At 35.5% G+C, this 16,554-nt stretch carries 17 protein-coding genes; 12 read left to right on the plus strand and 5 right to left on the minus strand.

From position 1 onward, the window contains the following. The first annotated feature begins 47 nt into the window (after positions 1 to 47). Positions 48 to 1,763 (plus strand): SulP family inorganic anion transporter, encoded by a 1,716-nt coding sequence (locus tag ACFSTE_RS17960; protein ID WP_378258896.1) that lies wholly within the window; start codon positions 48 to 50, stop codon positions 1,761 to 1,763. Between the two features lie 46 nt (positions 1,764 to 1,809). Here ACFSTE_RS17960 and ACFSTE_RS17965 read toward each other — a convergent pair whose 3' ends face one another. Together ACFSTE_RS17965 and ACFSTE_RS17970 are read right to left on the minus strand one after the other, a co-directional pair. Then, positions 1,810 to 2,784 carry a carboxypeptidase-like regulatory domain-containing protein gene (locus tag ACFSTE_RS17965; RefSeq protein ID WP_378254800.1) on the minus strand — a complete coding sequence of 325 codons (975 nt, stop codon included), beginning with the start codon at positions 2,782 to 2,784 and terminating at the stop codon, positions 1,810 to 1,812. A 237-nt stretch (positions 2,785 to 3,021) separates the two neighbouring features. Further along, on the minus strand, positions 3,022 to 3,273 hold the full coding sequence (locus ACFSTE_RS17970) for a hypothetical protein (protein ID WP_176030280.1): 252 nt from the start codon (positions 3,271 to 3,273) through the stop codon (positions 3,022 to 3,024). A gap of 276 nt (positions 3,274 to 3,549) precedes the next feature. Here ACFSTE_RS17970 and ACFSTE_RS17975 point away from each other — a divergent pair, with 276 nt between their 5' ends. The 10 genes from ACFSTE_RS17975 (at position 3,550) to ACFSTE_RS18020 (ending at position 12,378) form a co-directional block, all read left to right on the plus strand. Continuing rightward, positions 3,550 to 4,122, plus strand: a complete 573-nt coding sequence (locus tag ACFSTE_RS17975; protein ID WP_176030279.1) for a hypothetical protein — start codon at positions 3,550 to 3,552, stop codon at positions 4,120 to 4,122. 99 nt (positions 4,123 to 4,221) lie between these two features. Then, complete coding sequence (locus ACFSTE_RS17980) at positions 4,222 to 4,926, plus strand: hypothetical protein (protein ID WP_378254804.1); 705 nt, start codon at positions 4,222 to 4,224, stop codon at positions 4,924 to 4,926. A gap of 113 nt (positions 4,927 to 5,039) precedes the next feature. Next, positions 5,040 to 6,329, plus strand: a complete 1,290-nt coding sequence (locus ACFSTE_RS17985) for a cation:proton antiporter domain-containing protein (protein ID WP_176030277.1) — start codon at positions 5,040 to 5,042, stop codon at positions 6,327 to 6,329. Positions 6,330 to 6,490: 161 nt separating this feature from the next. Then, the gene (locus tag ACFSTE_RS17990) at positions 6,491 to 7,315 is read left to right on the plus strand and encodes a M48 family metallopeptidase (RefSeq protein WP_176030276.1); all 825 of its coding nucleotides are present in this window, start codon (positions 6,491 to 6,493) and stop codon (positions 7,313 to 7,315) included. 87 nt (positions 7,316 to 7,402) lie between these two features. Further along, positions 7,403 to 8,695 carry an MFS transporter gene (locus ACFSTE_RS17995; RefSeq protein ID WP_176030275.1) on the plus strand — a complete coding sequence of 431 codons (1,293 nt, stop codon included), beginning with the start codon at positions 7,403 to 7,405 and terminating at the stop codon, positions 8,693 to 8,695. 168 nt (positions 8,696 to 8,863) lie between these two features. Continuing rightward, complete coding sequence (locus tag ACFSTE_RS18000; protein ID WP_378254807.1) at positions 8,864 to 9,556, plus strand: OmpA family protein; 693 nt, start codon at positions 8,864 to 8,866, stop codon at positions 9,554 to 9,556. A gap of 43 nt (positions 9,557 to 9,599) precedes the next feature. Then, entirely contained in the window at positions 9,600 to 10,082 is a 483-nt protein-coding gene (locus ACFSTE_RS18005) for a lipocalin (protein WP_378254809.1), read from the plus strand. A 177-nt stretch (positions 10,083 to 10,259) separates the two neighbouring features. Then, the gene (locus ACFSTE_RS18010; protein WP_378254811.1) at positions 10,260 to 10,964 is read left to right on the plus strand and encodes an OmpA family protein; all 705 of its coding nucleotides are present in this window, start codon (positions 10,260 to 10,262) and stop codon (positions 10,962 to 10,964) included. Positions 10,965 to 11,308: 344 nt separating this feature from the next. Then, the gene (locus tag ACFSTE_RS18015; RefSeq protein ID WP_378254813.1) at positions 11,309 to 11,743 is read left to right on the plus strand and encodes a 3-hydroxyacyl-ACP dehydratase FabZ family protein; all 435 of its coding nucleotides are present in this window, start codon (positions 11,309 to 11,311) and stop codon (positions 11,741 to 11,743) included. Between the two features lie 257 nt (positions 11,744 to 12,000). Beyond that, a complete protein-coding gene (locus ACFSTE_RS18020; RefSeq protein ID WP_378254815.1) occupies positions 12,001 to 12,378 on the plus strand; it encodes a hypothetical protein in 378 nt (125 codons plus the stop codon). 4 nt (positions 12,379 to 12,382) lie between these two features. Here the strand turns inward: ACFSTE_RS18020 and ACFSTE_RS18025 are convergent, their stop codons facing one another. After that, positions 12,383 to 12,958, minus strand: a complete 576-nt coding sequence (locus tag ACFSTE_RS18025) for a YceI family protein (protein ID WP_378298319.1) — start codon at positions 12,956 to 12,958, stop codon at positions 12,383 to 12,385. A 201-nt stretch (positions 12,959 to 13,159) separates the two neighbouring features. On the opposite strand from ACFSTE_RS18025, the gene ACFSTE_RS18030 reads away from it, so the two are divergent. Beyond that, a complete protein-coding gene (locus tag ACFSTE_RS18030) occupies positions 13,160 to 14,041 on the plus strand; it encodes a hypothetical protein (protein ID WP_378254819.1) in 882 nt (293 codons plus the stop codon). Between the two features lie 678 nt (positions 14,042 to 14,719). On the opposite strand, the gene ACFSTE_RS18035 is transcribed toward ACFSTE_RS18030, so the two are convergent. Together ACFSTE_RS18035 and ACFSTE_RS18040 are read right to left on the minus strand one after the other, a co-directional pair. Next, the gene (locus ACFSTE_RS18035; RefSeq protein ID WP_378254821.1) at positions 14,720 to 14,890 is read right to left on the minus strand and encodes a hypothetical protein; all 171 of its coding nucleotides are present in this window, start codon (positions 14,888 to 14,890) and stop codon (positions 14,720 to 14,722) included. Continuing rightward, complete coding sequence (locus ACFSTE_RS18040; RefSeq protein WP_378254823.1) at positions 14,887 to 16,554, minus strand: N-6 DNA methylase; 1,668 nt, start codon at positions 16,552 to 16,554, stop codon at positions 14,887 to 14,889. Before ACFSTE_RS18040 ends, ACFSTE_RS18035 begins: the two co-directional genes overlap by 4 nt.

Here is a 16,554-nt window from a genome sequence, read left to right on the forward strand (position 1 = left end):
ACCTAAAAAAACGATTAGCCGTCAAAAAACTACATAAAATACTTCCGATCCTCGCCTCTTTAGAAACCTACACATCCGCCACTTTTAAAGCGGATATTATTGCCGGTATTACTGTTGGGGTGATCTTAATTCCTCAGGGAATGGCCTATGCTTTGTTAATGGGTGTTCCTTCTATTTACGGGCTCTATGCTTGTCTGATTCCTCTTTTATTATATGCTGTCTTCGGAACTTCCAGACAATTGAGTATCGGTCCGGTGGCAGTAACGGCTATTTTGGTAAATAGTGGGGTGAGTAGTATCGCGACTCCTTTTACAGAAGAATACATACAGTTGGTTGTTTTTTGTGGTTTGTTGATCGGAATTTTTCAATTGCTGCTCAGTGCCCTGCGAATGGGATTTTTGGTCAATCTGATCTCACAACCGGTTATTGCCGGGTTTATATCAGCGGCTGCTATCATTATTATTATTTCTCAGTTTGAAGAAGCCTTGGGATTAGCAATTCCTTCCTTCGAATATCCACATGACAAAATATGGTATATCCTTACCCATATAAGTGATATTAATGGGATTACTTTTTTGATGTGTATCTTTTCGATTGTTGCCATTCTATTGCTTAAAAAATGGAAGCGTTCCTTTCCCGGAGCGTTGTTTGTAATGGTAATTACTACCTTGTGTACTTACTTTTTTGATTTCAGGACCCATGGAATTTCTGTAATTGCGGATGTTCCCAGTGGATTGCCATCAATGATAGTTCCTCCCATGAGTTTTGCTTCATTAGAAGCCTTATTCCCATCTGTATTGACTATTTCATTTATAGGATATGTAGGAAGTATCGGGATTGCAAAGTCTCTGGAAATGAAGAATAGAGATCATGTAGTGCGACCGAATCAAGAATTGTTTGCATTGGGAATAGGAAAGATAATCGGAGCATTTTTTCAGGCAGTACCTTCTTCCGGGAGTTATAGCCGTTCTGCGATTAATGATGAAGCAGGAGGGAAGACCACTATTTCATCATTGATTTCTGTGGTTATGATTGTTTGCTCTCTGCTGTTTTTGACATCTTTGTTTTACTATATTCCCAAGGCTGTATTAGCGGCTATTATTTTAGTTTCTGTGTTGGGTCTGATTGATTTTAAAGAGGCTAAATACCTGATGGCAGTACGACGAAGGGATTTTATTGTGATGCTGATTACCTTTTTTAGTACCTTGATCGTAGGGGTAGAAAAAGGAATTTTTATAGGAGTGGTCTTATCTTTTATCTTTTTGCAATATTACAGTTCCAGACCGCATGTGGCTGAATTGGTACGTATTCCTGATACCGTATACTATCGGAATATTAACCGATTTCCGAATGCGGTTCGGTCAGAAGATTATCTGATCATTCGTTTTGATGATCAGCTGTATTTCGGGAATGCAGGCTATTTCAAGGATGAAATTCTCGGATATCTCAATAAGCGGACTGTAATGCCTAAGTTTTTAATTCTGGATACGACGAATATGCACGATATCGATAGTACAGGAATTCACGTTTTGGAGGATATTCACTTGTATCTGGAAGAACTCCGAATTCAATTACTGATCTCAGGAACTATAGGACCTGTCCGGGATTTTCTGCAACGTTCTCACTTTATGGATAAAATGGGAAAAGAGCATTATTTTATGAGTATTACAGATGCCGTTACTTATGCGGAAAAAGGTACAAATCACAAGCATCTTCATACTGCAGCCATTCAGTATAATACCAGAAGATCGTTTCTGGATTAATAATGTAGTGATTGAGACTTTTTTCACTTCAATGAATTATATGCTGCTATAAAGGCTCCATTACATGTAATTTGAGCCCCATTCCGTAATTCATAAAGCCTTTATTGATTAAGCCGTTCGTATCACTATAGTTTTTGTCAAAACGCTGCCAGGTTTTGTTTTTATAAAAGATACGACGAGTAAAGGTCGTATGACCTGCTATTTTATTAGTAAAGGGGAGTAGTGGTCGGAAGGTGGTCGATATTTTTACCAGGCCTTTTCGGGTTTCTACTTCATGGTATTTTTTCGTGTGTTGCAACCCTCCTTTTTTATCAGTATATCCTAATACCTGTATAGCAATAAAGAACCCATTAGGAGGCATAAATACTTTGTGTTCTTCTATATTGAGCTCAAAGGTAGCTTTGTCATCATGAGTCACTCTGAAAATAATGTCGTCATAAAATAGTCGTTTTCCCGGAGCACCCTTCAGGTTTTCGTAAAATTGCATTTTAAAAAGGGTGGAGAATTGTGTTTTTTTCCCTCCTTTTCTGGCTTCATCTAATAAGAGCGGAAGATATACGGCTGCTATTTTGGTCGGTTTGTTATATTCTTTAGCGAAGAATACGGCTATTTCTGATTCTACCGTAGGCAACCAGGAAGTAAAATAGTTATCATGAAGGATAGCTCCTTTTTTTCTCACCTTATATTTTCTGTATTTTTCGGTAGTGACAATCACCTCTTGTAATTGTGCAATATCCTTTTGGATTACCAAAGAAGCGGGAATGTTTTGCGTACTTATTTTTAAATCTTTATAACCAATAGCTGATATATAGAGAGAATCAATGTCTTTATATATTTTTTTGGAAAATATAAAGCGTCCCTGCGCATCGGCAAAAATACCATTTCCATTTCCAAAAGAAATAGTAGCATAAGATACGGCTGTCTTATCATCAGCGTCTTTTATGGTGTAATATTGTTGCCCCCAGTGTAATTGTACACAGAGTAGGGCGATAAGTAAAAGTAGGTCAGAGCGTTTTTTCATTTTTAGGAGCTTGGGGCTTTTGAAATATCAAAATACTAAAATAATACATCTTATGTATTCAGTAACCCTGTTTATACCAAAAATATTGTTTGGTACACGGGTAAATCCCTCAATAATAACAAGGTATTTGTTTTATTTCAAAAAAAATACTCTCAAAAGTAAATCCAATGGTAGGTCTCGATTAACTTTTGAGAGTATATAGTAAAACGTTCGGTAATTATCTACACATTTCCTGATTTATGAGAAATCCTCCCATAAATAAAACATGAGCTTGTCTCTGTCTTTAAAGCTTTTAATGGCAATTACTTCTCCATTTAGTTTGTTATAGACTACTTCGGCAAATAAGAAATCTACATAGAAAATACTATAATAGAAATCCCTATTCCTGTCATTTTTGGTAAAGAGGTGAATTCCTCTGTTCCATACGTCATTATATTTCTGAGACAAGTCCTGAGCATTGAACTGCTCTAAGGTTATATTTTCTTGCATAAGTATTTATTTTAAAATTTGAGGCACCCTAAAATTACGGAAAAACCATAATATTCCAAAAATAGTGATCTATAATCTCTTTAAAACCCGTTATTTATTATTAATTTATATTGATTCTTAATTAGAAGGCTAATTCCGCTGATATGAAATAATTGCTGCTGGTTTATGAGATCAGTAGAATCAAAGGAGGTCTTCGGTGTTAAAAACTTGTTTTCTTTTTTAAAACAAATAATGATTTCTTTGCCCCAGAGGAAAAAGCGTAAATATCACAAATCATTGGAAACACTAGTCTTAGAGCAAAAGAAAAAAAAGACATATAACAGAAATAATTTTTATAAAAGTACCTACTGTGTATTTCAAGGGGCACCTTTGTATAAAATAGCCAAGCGAAAACCCCATTATCGAAGTGAATCGGGTAGTACTTATTATTATACCACTAAAGGTGTATATCGTTTGTCCAATCACTGGGGAAGAGCAGCCAAATGCCAATGGCGTTTGATTTCGGATTTTCCGGCAGAAATTGATGATCTGCGACTGGGGTTTGCAGAATGGGTAGACTTTAGAGAAAATCTGGCTGAACACGTAGATGCTTATTATATTAGTGTAGATTTTGAAACAAAAAAGGTAAGTTATAATCACAAGGATGACCCTTCTTATGATCAGGTAGCTGTTTTGCGATCTGCTGATGCTACCAGAAAACTAATCAAACAGATAAAAAATCTACTCGATACGTATAAATGGGCCAAGTATTACGAACACGATGATATTGATGAATTCAGAAAAGAAGTAGTGACCCGGTTAATCAATTCAGATATTAGCCTTAATGAGTTGAGAAAAGAACTGGCTTAAGAATCAGCTACGTACAATTTTCTTAGACTTTTTAATGGTCTTTCAGATATATTTCTAGTATTTTTAACGTTGTATATGCTAAAATATAGAAGTATGTCGATGAAGTATTTTATTTGTGGATTTGTATTTAGCATGATTTGTAATTTCCAGGGAATTGCTCAGATAGATGCGAATTCTCTTTTGGTGATTCCATCTGCTACTACGGCAGAACGAAAAGGTATTACAGGAGTGCAGGAGGGAGCCATCGTATATGATACGGATGAGAACCGCTTATTCGAATTTACGGATACAGGTTGGGTAGAGATGTTGACCTCTCGCAATGTATTTACAGGAGTATTTCGTATTACTACCGCAGGGGTTGTTACGATTACGGATGTTCCTTTCAGACCTACCTCTATTACTTTAGTGGCACATGCGAATGTAGAAGATTTTACGATCAATGCAGATAACGGCAGTACTAATAATGACCGGGGCATCAGGAATTCATTTGGTACGATGAATGGATTTGCCCGAGATGATGGTGGTGCTATTGCACAGCAATGTATTTATGTAGGAGGTCATGGGAACTCGATTAATGATATTTCCCGTTTTGCTTCTAATACACAGGCTATAGGTGTTCGCTACGGGGATCAAAACGGAAACTCACTGGGAATCATTACCGGAGCTGTTACTGCTTTTACAGCCAATGGATTTACACTGAATGTCACCTATACAAACGGAACCATTACCAATGCCGCTCAAAATGTATTGCCTACAGATATCAATAATGAAGGACTCGTAGTACTGTATACAGCCTATAGATAACTACAAATTCACAGAATTTATCATTTTATTATGAATTAGAGGTATGGGGAGTCGGCTATAATTCCTATCTTTCATTTATTTTAACCAGTAAGACCCATTTCAAACCGACCCCCATGGATATATTTACTTCCTATAATCTGATCATCGGTATTTCTCTGATTATCATTCTCTCTTTTATATTTAATGGTATTGCCAAAAAAACAAGTATTCCGGCTGTGTTACTCCTCATTGTACTAGGTGTTTTTATTCAGTATGGAATGAAGTTTATTGGCGCTAGTGATAGCATCAACTTTTTTCCAATTCTGGAGGTGCTGGGCATTGTGGGATTGATTATGATTGTATTGGAGGCTGCCCTGGAATTGGAACTCAAACAGGAAAAACTGATTCCTATTCTCAAATCTTTTGTCATTGCATTAGTAGGACTTGTCGCTTCTACATATGTGGCGGCACTGATACTAAACACTTTGATTGATGGTATGAGTATGCAATCGGCCTGGTTGTATGCTACTCCTTTATCAATCCTTTCCAGTGCGATTATTATTCCGAGTGTAACAGGGTTAAAAAATGAAAAAAAGGAATTTCATATCTACGAGAGTACATTTTCGGATATTTTGGGAATTATGATGTTTTACTTTCTTACAGGACGTCTAAACCCGGCAGAAGATTCCGGAGTTGTTGGATTTAGTATTAACCTGATTCTTACGATCGTCATCTCATTAGTTGTCAGTTACGGGATCATTCTTATTTTTCAGAAAATTAAAAGCTCGGTAAAACTATTCCTTTTAATAGCGGTATTGTTACTGTTGTATGCATTGGGAAAAAAGATGCACCTATCCTCCTTGATTATAATATTGATTTTCGGATTGGTGATCGCGAACATGAAATTGTTTTTTCAGGGAAAACTCAAAGGGTTACTCCATTTTGAAAAAGCAAAATCTATCTATCACGAGTTGCACGTAATTACAGCAGAAACAGCCTTTGTGGTACGTACATTATTTTTCGTCATTTTTGGAATTACGATCACACTCTCTTCCTTACTGAATCTAAAAGTGGCCTTGATCAGTATTCTGATTATTGTATCAATTTATGTAATTCGCTATGCCTTGCTAAAAATATTTATGGGAAAAGATATTCTCCCGCAATTATTCATTGCTCCAAGAGGGCTGATCACGGTATTATTATTTTATGCCATTCCCGAAGCAGTTACTGTAGCAGGTTTTGAACCGGGAATTCTTCTCTTTGTAATCATAGGTACCAGCTTGATAATGACTGGAGGAATGATTAATAATAAAAAGATAGAACGTCTGGCGGCTACGGTTATGGAAGAAGAAATAGATGAAGAAATACTTCCTGAAACGGAAGAGGAGGCACCCGAAGAAGATCAAAGCGATTCAGAAGAGTAGGCGGTAATTCGTCTAAAAAAAAAGAATCATATCTACCCTCTGTAAAACACTTTAGCTATACTTTTGTGCTTTTTATCGACATATTTGATAAAAAAGGCAGGAGTAGCGAGGTTTTCCTTCAAAGTTTTTGGTAACTTTATAAATAAAATAAGTAAACCATTATGAATACGAGAAAAAGAGTACTGGCATGGGGTGCCGCAATACTTTTATTAGCCTCTTGTGCTACCAATCCTTTTACAGGAAAAAAAACACTGGCATTAGTTCCGAATTCTCAAATTTTGCCAATGGCATTTCAGCAATACAATCAGTTTTTGGGGGATAATAAAGTAGTGACAGGAACCAGAGATGCACAATTGATAAAGACAGTAGGGCAGCGTATTGCCAAAGCATCTGAGCGATGGTTAAACGCCAATGGGTATTCCGGTTATTTAAAAGATTATAAATGGGAATATAACTTAGTAGAAGATAAAACCGTAAATGCCTGGTGTATGCCAGGAGGAAAGATTGTTTTTTATACAGGAATCCTTCCGATTGCACAAAATGAAACAGGAATAGCTGCTATCATGGGACATGAGGTAGCACATGCATTAGCGAATCACGGACAGCAACGTATGAGTGCCGGGCAAATTCAGCAAGTAGCTGGGGTTGCTACATCGGTGGCTATGAGTGGAAAAAGTCAGGAGACACAACAAATTATAGGAACTGCTTTTGGATTAGGAACACAGTTCGGAGTAATGCTTCCATTTAGTAGAAGCCACGAAACAGAAGCAGATAAAATAGGATTACAATTAATGGCGATAGCAGGGTATAACCCGGATGAAGCCGCTAATTTATGGAGACGTATGAAGGCTAATAGCGGAGGACAGGCACCACCGGAGTTTATGAGTACACACCCCTCTAATGATACGCGAATTGCCAATCTGACAAAATGGGCTCCTTCAGCAAAAGCAGAGGCAAGAAAATTTGGTGTTACAACATTTAAATAACAAAAAAATAGTCTCATTAAAAAAGATAATACTTACATTAGAAGCTGTTCTGAAATTCCTCAGGGCAGCTTTTTTTAATTGAGACAAATGCAAACACTACCAAAAGGACATAAGAAATTACTAAATGCCTGGGCTTTTTATGATTGGGCAAATTCCGTATATAGCCTTACAATTGTTTCGGCTGTATTTCCTATTTTTTACGGCACCCTGTTTGAAGCAGATGAGACTATTTCCATCTTTGGCGGGGAGATCCGAAGTACCCCTTTGATTAATTACGCTACAGCAATTGGTTTTATTATCGTAGCCGTCTGTTCTCCCATCTTATCCGGAGTGGCTGATTATATCGGTAACAAGAAAATATTCATGAAATTTTTTAACTATATCGGGGCGCTTTCATGTATAGGGCTTTACTGGTTTAGCAAAGAAACCATTTACCTCAGTTTGTTCTGTTATATTACGGCATTGGTTGGTTTTTGGGGGAGTATTGTTTTTTACAATTCTTACTTGCCGGATATTGCCTATCCGGAGCAACACGATAAGATTAGTGCCAAAGGGTATTCCATGGGATATATAGGAAGTGTTATTCTATTAGTTGTTAATCTGGCAATGATTATGGGGGCTCCGTCAGGAGCTGAAAAAGTCGCTTCAATGAAGTTTTCTTTTATTTTGGTAGGAATCTGGTGGATAGGATTTAGTCAATACTCTTATTATTTCTTACCCAAAGGAACCAGTACCGGGCATAAAATTACAAAAGGAGTATTGTTTAAAGGATTTAAAGAGCTTCATGGAGTGTGGAAGGGCATGACAGAAAACATACGCCTGAAACGGTATTTAGGAGCTTTCTTTATTTATAGTATGGCGGTACAAACTGTTATGCTGGTCGCTACTTATTTTGGAGAACAGGAAATCAACTGGGGAACCGATGGAGAAAAAACCATGGGATTAATTATCAGTATTCTCATCATTCAGCTGGTAGCGGTAGGAGGAGCAATTATCACCTCCAGGTGCTCTGATAAGTATGGCAATGTATACACCCTTATCGGGATTAATATCATTTGGGTTGGGATCTGTGTATATGCATATTTTATTACCGAATCTATTCAGTTTTATGGGACGGCAGCTGTGGTAGGATTAGTCATGGGAGGAATTCAGGCATTGTCCCGATCTACCTACTCCAAGTTTTTGCCCGAAACAGAAGATACAACTTCTTATTTTAGTTTTTATGACGTCGCAGAGAAAGTTGGAATAGTTATTGGTATGGGGATATACGCAACGGTTGATTTAATAACCGGAAGTATGAGAAATGCTGTACTTTTTTTAGTAGTGTTTTTCGTATTAGGAATTCTCCTTTTATGTAGAGTTCCTAAAAAAGAGAAATAAATTTAGTGCCTATGCTGTTAATTTTTTAGCAGGTATTGTATAAAAGGCAGGGTAAATAATGATATTCTCAAAAATGGGCAGAAAGATACTAGGGGCATGCAACACCCGTTATATACTATTGTCTTTCTTATATAGAAAAGTAACGTAACTAAAATATATTTTAGAATCATGATAACACATTTAAAAAAAGGAATCATTTTATTAGTAGCAGTAGGTGTAGTATCCAGTTTATCCAGTTGTGATGCTATCAAAAATGCAAATAACACACAAAAAGGAGCGGTTATTGGTACGACTACCGGAGCTGTTCTGGGAGGGATTATCGGAAATAATGTAGGGAGTAAAAAGAACTCTGCATTGGGAGCGATTATTGGTGGTGTTGTTGGTGGTGTTGCCGGAGGTGTTATAGGAAAACAAATGGATAAGCAGGCCGAGCGTATCGAATCAGAAATACCGGGAGCAGAAGTAACGCGGGTAGGAGAAGGAATTGATGTAGTATTCGACGAAACCAGTGGTGTGTATTTTGATACCAATAAGCATAATATCAACGCGAAGTCTAAAGAGACCCTTAATAAACTGATAGGTATCTTTAAGGAATATCCAGATACAAATATTGTGGTAGAAGGTCATACAGATAGTTCAGGAAATGATGCTTATAACATGACCCTGTCAGAAAAAAGAGCGAAGTCTGTAACAAATTATTTAATCTCTCAGGGATTAAGCGCCGGAAGATTTACTACCTACTGGCATGGAGAAACACAACCAAAATACGATAATGCAACAGCAGAAGGAAGAGCAAAAAACAGACGCGTAGAACTGGGGATTGTTGCTAATGAAAAAATGATTGAAGACGCAAAACAATAAGGTTGTCCTTATACAAGTATATATATTATAGAAATAAACACGAATGAGATTATTATTTTTTATAGCGGTAAGCGCTATGGTATTAACCTCCTGTAAAGGAACGAGTATTGCTGTTCAGCAAACCACCAAAGCAATTAATGGGCAATGGACGTTGAATCAATTAGATTACGATGCTGAGGGGACGTATAATATTACGTTATTTGGAGGAATTCCTGCTAAATGTGTAGAAGGTTCTCAATGGACATTTGTATCCAATAACAATAGAGGAAACTATCTTATTACCGATGGGAGCTGTGCTAATGTTGCCGGACCAAATAATTTTATCTGGACGGTGCCAGATGAGATGTATGGATACGATTACAGTATTATGGTCAAACCTGTAAATGCTAAATACAAAAGCGAAATCAATAATAAAGCATATCGAATGTCACTTACCGAAGTAAAGGAAAATGCAATGTTATGGACCTATGAAGTACCAGGTGATGGAGAAAAAGTAACGATAAAATTACATTTCACAAGAAGATAATTTGTTGATATACTTATAGATTGAAACAGCTTCTAAAAACTAGAAGCTGTTTTTTTATGCGCTAACCTGAAAAAGGGAATGAAGATTTCCCTGTTTTCAGGGATTCTTACAGACTGCTTGGATAATACCTTTGTAAACGAATACTTACTATAAGAACATAAACAAAATAACAAACGTATGAATTCACACAAATTAAAATATCTAAGCGTAGTAGTAGCGCTTTTTGTATCGGTACAGTTCACCAGTTGTAATGCCATTAAAAATGCCAGTAACTCTCAGTTAGGAGGAATCATTGGTGCCGCAGGGGGAGCAGTCATCGGAGGCGTTATCGGAAACAATATCGGTGATGACGGAGGTGAACTAGGCGCCGTATTAGGAGGGATGATTGGAGGAGCTGTAGGAGGTTTTATAGGAAATCAAATGGATAAGCAGGCAAAAAAAATCCAGGAAGAAATTCCAACGGTTCATGTAGAACGTGTAGCACAGGATATCCATATTGTATTTGACGAGAATAGCGGGGTGTATTTTAAGACGAATCAATACAGTCTTAATGAAAGCTCCAGAGAAACTATTGATAAGCTTATAGCTGTTTTGCAGGAGTATCCAAAATCGAATATTCTCGTAGCCGGGCATACTGATAGTGTGGGGAATGAAAACAGCAATTATATATTGTCCAAAAACAGGGCAGAGTCTGTGGCCAAATACATCATCTCACAAGGTGTCCGTAAAGAACGATTCACTGTACAATGGCATGGGGAAGCCGTTCCAAAATTTGACAATGACACTCCAGAAGGACGTGCCAAAAACAGACGGGTAGAGGTAACTATCTCACCTAGTAAAGAATTAGTAGAAGAAGCAAAAACAAGTACACGTGATTTTTAACGGGGGCAAATAATAATCTTTGTTGATAACAGACAAATTATTATAAAAATCCGTGTACTATATGAGGGGGATCCTGGTCTAACGACCAGGATTTTTGTGTATACAATGCTCCTCGATACCATCGATTCTTACTAAGGATGTTATAAATTACTTAAAAACTACATGGAAACTCATGTATTCGTTATTTTTAACATCTTCAAAAAATACACGAATGTATTAATATCTCAAAAAAGTGTTATATTTTAGAGCTTTTTAATAAAAGTACAGGCATTTTTTTTGAATTAATTGTCGTATTACTAATAACGAGAGGAGGAAAGATCATCAACTAAAAGCATAATAAACCATTGACCACATTATCTATACTTAAGGAATTACCCTACCAAAAACCGTTTTTATTTGTAGACAGAATCATTCATGTCAATGAACAACAAATAACAGGGACCTATACTTTTTTGGAAGATGAATATTTTTATAAAGGACATCAAAAAAAAGAACCGGTAACTCCTGGCTTTATTCTGATAGAATGTATGTCTCAGATTGGTTTGGTATCATTAGGAATTTATTTGTTTAGGAATGAATTGAGAGATGAACCTCTGGAAGTAGCGATAACAGATACGAATATTCATTTTTATACATCGGTACTTCCTGGTGAAAAAGTAACTGTAATATCTGATAAGGAATATTTTAAATTTAATATTCTCAAGTGCAAAATGGTGATGTATGATAGCAAACAAAATCTAATTGCCAAAGGAACCATTACCGCTAAGCTAACCCCTTAAACATGCATTCAAACATATTACAGAACAAAATAATAAACATCTTGTTTTTAATAATTTACAATAAACATATAAAGTAAAGCTTTAATCATTTTTGTTTTGATAATACCTACTGTAATTCAGCAATATGAATAGAATATAGGGGAAAACCCCCTGAAGTAAATACCGTTTTTAGCCTCTGTTTTACTCTTAAAACAGACACTATATTGTCCCCTTAATTTCGACACAGGTCTTCCTGTTGATGACAAGTATAGGGGAAAATGAAACACATATTTACGAAGTGCATTCTTATTAGCATAGGGATGTCCTTTTTTTCATGCAATCAAACGACATCAAAAGAAGAAAGAATGGGATGTATTCAAGGCTTAATCACAGATATGATCTATGAAACGCCTATTCATGATGCTACTATTACGATCAGTAGCAAGGACATGGAATTGGCTGATATTGTTCAATACCCGGACGATCAGGGACATTTTATCTGGAAAGGGTTGCCCGTAGGAACCTTTGATATATTGATCATGGCGACTTCTTATTATCCCAAAGAAGTTTCAGTAACTATTACTTCTGTATATGAGGAGCAGTACGCCCATGTGCAGTTGATACGGTTGCCATCAGGGGTTACTACAGACGATTAATCTTCTATCGGGGAAAGGAAATAAACGGAAAAGAAAAGGTGAGGAGGAGCTTATTTTTTTCCCGGGTATCATGTATGCTTATATTGTAATCACTGGTATAGATCACCGTTTTGCCTTCCAGGGAGTGCTCTTGCAGAGTACAGTGAAAAATCACTTCTTTGGTAATTCCCTTTATGGTTAACCATCCAATAACCTTATAAACTTGCGATCCAAAATCAATAATCTGACTACTGTTGAAAGTTATATAGGGGTGTTTTCGTTTATAAAAATAAGATTCCCACATTAAATGATGATCTCTTAATATATTTTGAGTCGTCAGGCTGGCAACTGAAGCTGTACCACGGATATATGAATTTTCCGGAGCAGTCGGTTGAAAAGAGATATCGTATTCAAAATTTTTGATACGTCCGTAGATAGAATCATTTTCAAAAAAGAACCTAACTGAGGACTTTTCTCTATCAAATTCCAATTTACTGATATCATTAATAAGATCTGTCCCATTAAAATGATCTACCTCAAACTGTGCATACGCAGAAGAAAGAGAGAAAAAGACGAACATGTATAACAATCTGTAAATCATAGGAATGAATATACTAAAAAAGGCACATAAAACAACTGTTTACAATTGTAAACATACCATGTATGATAAGAAAGACGCCTAAGAATAATAGCTGTGACAATATTCGGAAAGCGAATAATAAATTATAAGACACATTTAACAAATAGATTTTATATAAAAAACCAGAAGCTTTTATTTTATACCTTAAAATAAAAACACATTATGAGGAATATCAGTCTAATTATTCTGATGCTATTACTATTAAAAGGGAGCCTTACTATAGCTCAGGAAACCAGATCTTATACCTTTACGTATCAACATACCTATGTAGAAAAACGAAAAGACAGAGAAAAATTATTACATCTTTTTATTGGGGATAATGTATTTTCTATAATCGGCAGTAATGCTGAAACAATTTTTGATCTGAACAGGAAAGAAATTATACACAGCGATGGCCAATATTATAAGAAAGATACTGTGATGATCAGAAAAATATATAAAACATTTAGAAAAGAGATCACTACCAATGCGATTACAACTGCGGGGGGAACGACTCAAAAAGTTTCCTTAACGATGGATAATGGTTATAAGAAAGAAGACTTTAGTTTGGTGATTGATAAAGAACAACGAAACATCATGCCTTTGCTGGAATTTTTAGGCTATCCGAATCCTAAAAAGTTACAGGGAGGAATAGTCACTATAGAATTAAGTAAAAAATCATTTGTCAAATTACGTGAAGTAGCAGTAACGCGAAGTCTTTCTTTATTGACATTAGTACCGTCAGAAGAAGAAAAGTTTAGAAAAAATGCGCGATTACACTGTGATAGAATGCATATAAGCCATGAAATAGCGACCTATAAAGAAGTAGATTTTGAATCAGAAGACACAGCACTTACTGAAATGATTAAAAAATTAAAAAAAGAAATGCTCGCATGTGCACAGTGTTATGTAGACACTGGTGAAATGGAAGTATGCGAAATGAAAATGCGTTCGAGTCTAATGATACAGGCCATGGATAAAAAAAGCAAAGAATTAGATGCAACCACGAGAAATGAGGTGATAAATCATTTAAAGCCGCTACAAAAAAAATTGGGATTGTATTAAAATAAGAAAGAAATCTATTTATCATTGCTAATATCAGGACAATAGTAAATAAGTTGTATTGATGATGATATAAGGATTTAAAAATTATAAGACATAAAGTTATATGGAACAAAAGAAAAGCATCCTGTACGTATAGGATGCTTTTTTATGGGATATTATTTTTAGTCACAATTGTAGTAATCGGGTAGTTCTTAAAATATTCTATTTTACATAATATAAATTATAGTACAAATATATTTATGAAAGCAAAACGGCGAATACCACGTATTTGATATAATATCAGATATAACTACGCACCAGCGTATTATATCGATAGATATTATGTCACAGCCGTTTTACGACACGCAAAGTTATAATGTGTAATACTATTAAAATTTATTTTTTTAATACACGATTGTCAGGTATCGACTTAAACTTTTAAAAAATAACAGGTGTTTTATAAATTGAATATTCTGTACCAAGGCACAGAAATTTTTAAATATGCTATTCTCAGCGATTGGGATTTATGGCTATGATATCATGTTGCACAAAATTATTGGACCAAATTTCTGAAACGCCAAAAAAGCAAACACTTTATAAAAGTTTTTACGCGATTTTTCGCAAGGTTATTATTCTTTTAGATGAGCTCAAGATTGCTATCGCAGTTCTCGTGGCGTTGCCGCATAAGCATACGCATAATTATGTTTTCAGGTATTCTTCTTTATATTCTAAAAAATGCCTATAATCATTAGATGTTGAAGTTTGTTGATACTGATTTTTTAAAAAAGCTTCTGCATTTTTCCACGCATTAATCTCTCTATTAAATTTTATTTGGTTTTCCATCCAATATTCGTTAATTATAGATTTCAACTTGATATTTTTTTCTTTGATTTGTTTCTTGTTAGCCTTCTTTGAGAGAGTTTCTTCCATATACTTCTTAGTAAACTAACTTCTTCTCTTGAAAAACCGTGTCCTTGAATTAAGAATGCTTCATCAATAATATCCAGCACTTCTTCAATTCTTTTTTCTCTTATTAATTCATCTATATTATCGAAATCAACATCTAAATCTAATAGAGTTGGAATTTGAATTTCTTCAATTTCTGTTGGTTCAAATGTCATTACACCACCTCCATAACTTCTGCCAGTAATTTCAGAGAAAGCGAACGATAATGAATTAAGAAAAGAAATAGTAGCTGTTCTATAATCTACACCTTCTTTAAAACGAACTCTATGAATAGTATCTGTTGAAGAAGCTCCCGAATTATTTAAAATAATTTTTGGATAACCTGCTACTTGTCTTAATGCAAAGGCATCAGGAGTCCATAGTGATGGTGTAATATACCACCTCTTCCTAATTCTACATTTATAACCGGTGTGGTAATTTTGTTCTTCTCCATATTTGATATAATTCTTTGCCTCTGTAGATAATTCATCAAACTCTACATTAGGAGGAATGAACAAGTTCACAGCATAACCACTTGCCCCATTTTCTCGATAATCTTCCTCGGAGAACGAAACACCCTTTAGTTGGTTAGATTTACTGGTAACAGGTTGTATATGTTTCGTTACTTTCCATTCTCGTACTTGAGAATCTTTCATCATGAAAAAATCATTTCTTCCAGTAACAATTCCCACATCAACATCAAAATATTCTTGACATTTGGTAATTCTTTCATCCCGCCTAAGGTTTCGCATGAATTGTATTTCATCTTCAGTTAAAAAATACTTCGTCCATTTCTCTGTTGAATGATCAACAGTTCTTAATTCTTCTTGATTAACACGCTCAAAGTTTATTTCCTCAAGCTCCTCCATGTTTTCGCATTCGATCACTCTAATCCCTTCTGATTCATCTACTTGCTTTTCACATAATAGGATTACTACTTCTTGTTGTATGCCTTTAAAAACGAGCTTTTTGAAGGTTATTATTGTTATTCTTTGAAAAAAATTGGATAAAAACACTCTCGTTTCTGCTGCATATTTAACCTGAAATAATTCAGCGGGAATAACCATCCCCAATTTTCCATTCTCGTTCAGTAAAGAAGCTGAAATGACAAGAAAGGGCACCCATATATTTGTTAGCTTATTTGGCTTTAGCCCCATTTCCTGCATCATTTTTATAGCAATCGATCTATGCTCTTCAGGAAAACTCTGATACCTTATAAATGGCGGATTTCCAAGTATAACATCATAATTTGTAGCCTCATTCGATTGAACATAATGGAAGAAATCTGAGTTTATAATTGTTCTCCCATTTAATCCCAAATTAGCTGCTCTTTCTCGTGCTTTTTGAGCTTCTTCTTGCATAAGCTCTACTCCCCTGATTCGTCCTGCAAGTTCTGTTTCATCGACACCTAATTCATTAAACCTAAGGATAGCTGATTCAATAAAATTCCCATCACCACAACTTGGTTCCAAAACATTCTCAGTACCATTTTGAATCGCCCAATCACTAATAAATTTAGCTATCTCTTTAGGAGTATAATATCCACCTCTAAATTTTTGAGAATCTATTTTTTCTTTAGTCGTTCCCAT

Source organism: Aquimarina hainanensis, assembly GCF_042684685.1.
Lineage (GTDB): Bacteria > Bacteroidota > Bacteroidia > Flavobacteriales > Flavobacteriaceae > Aquimarina > Aquimarina hainanensis.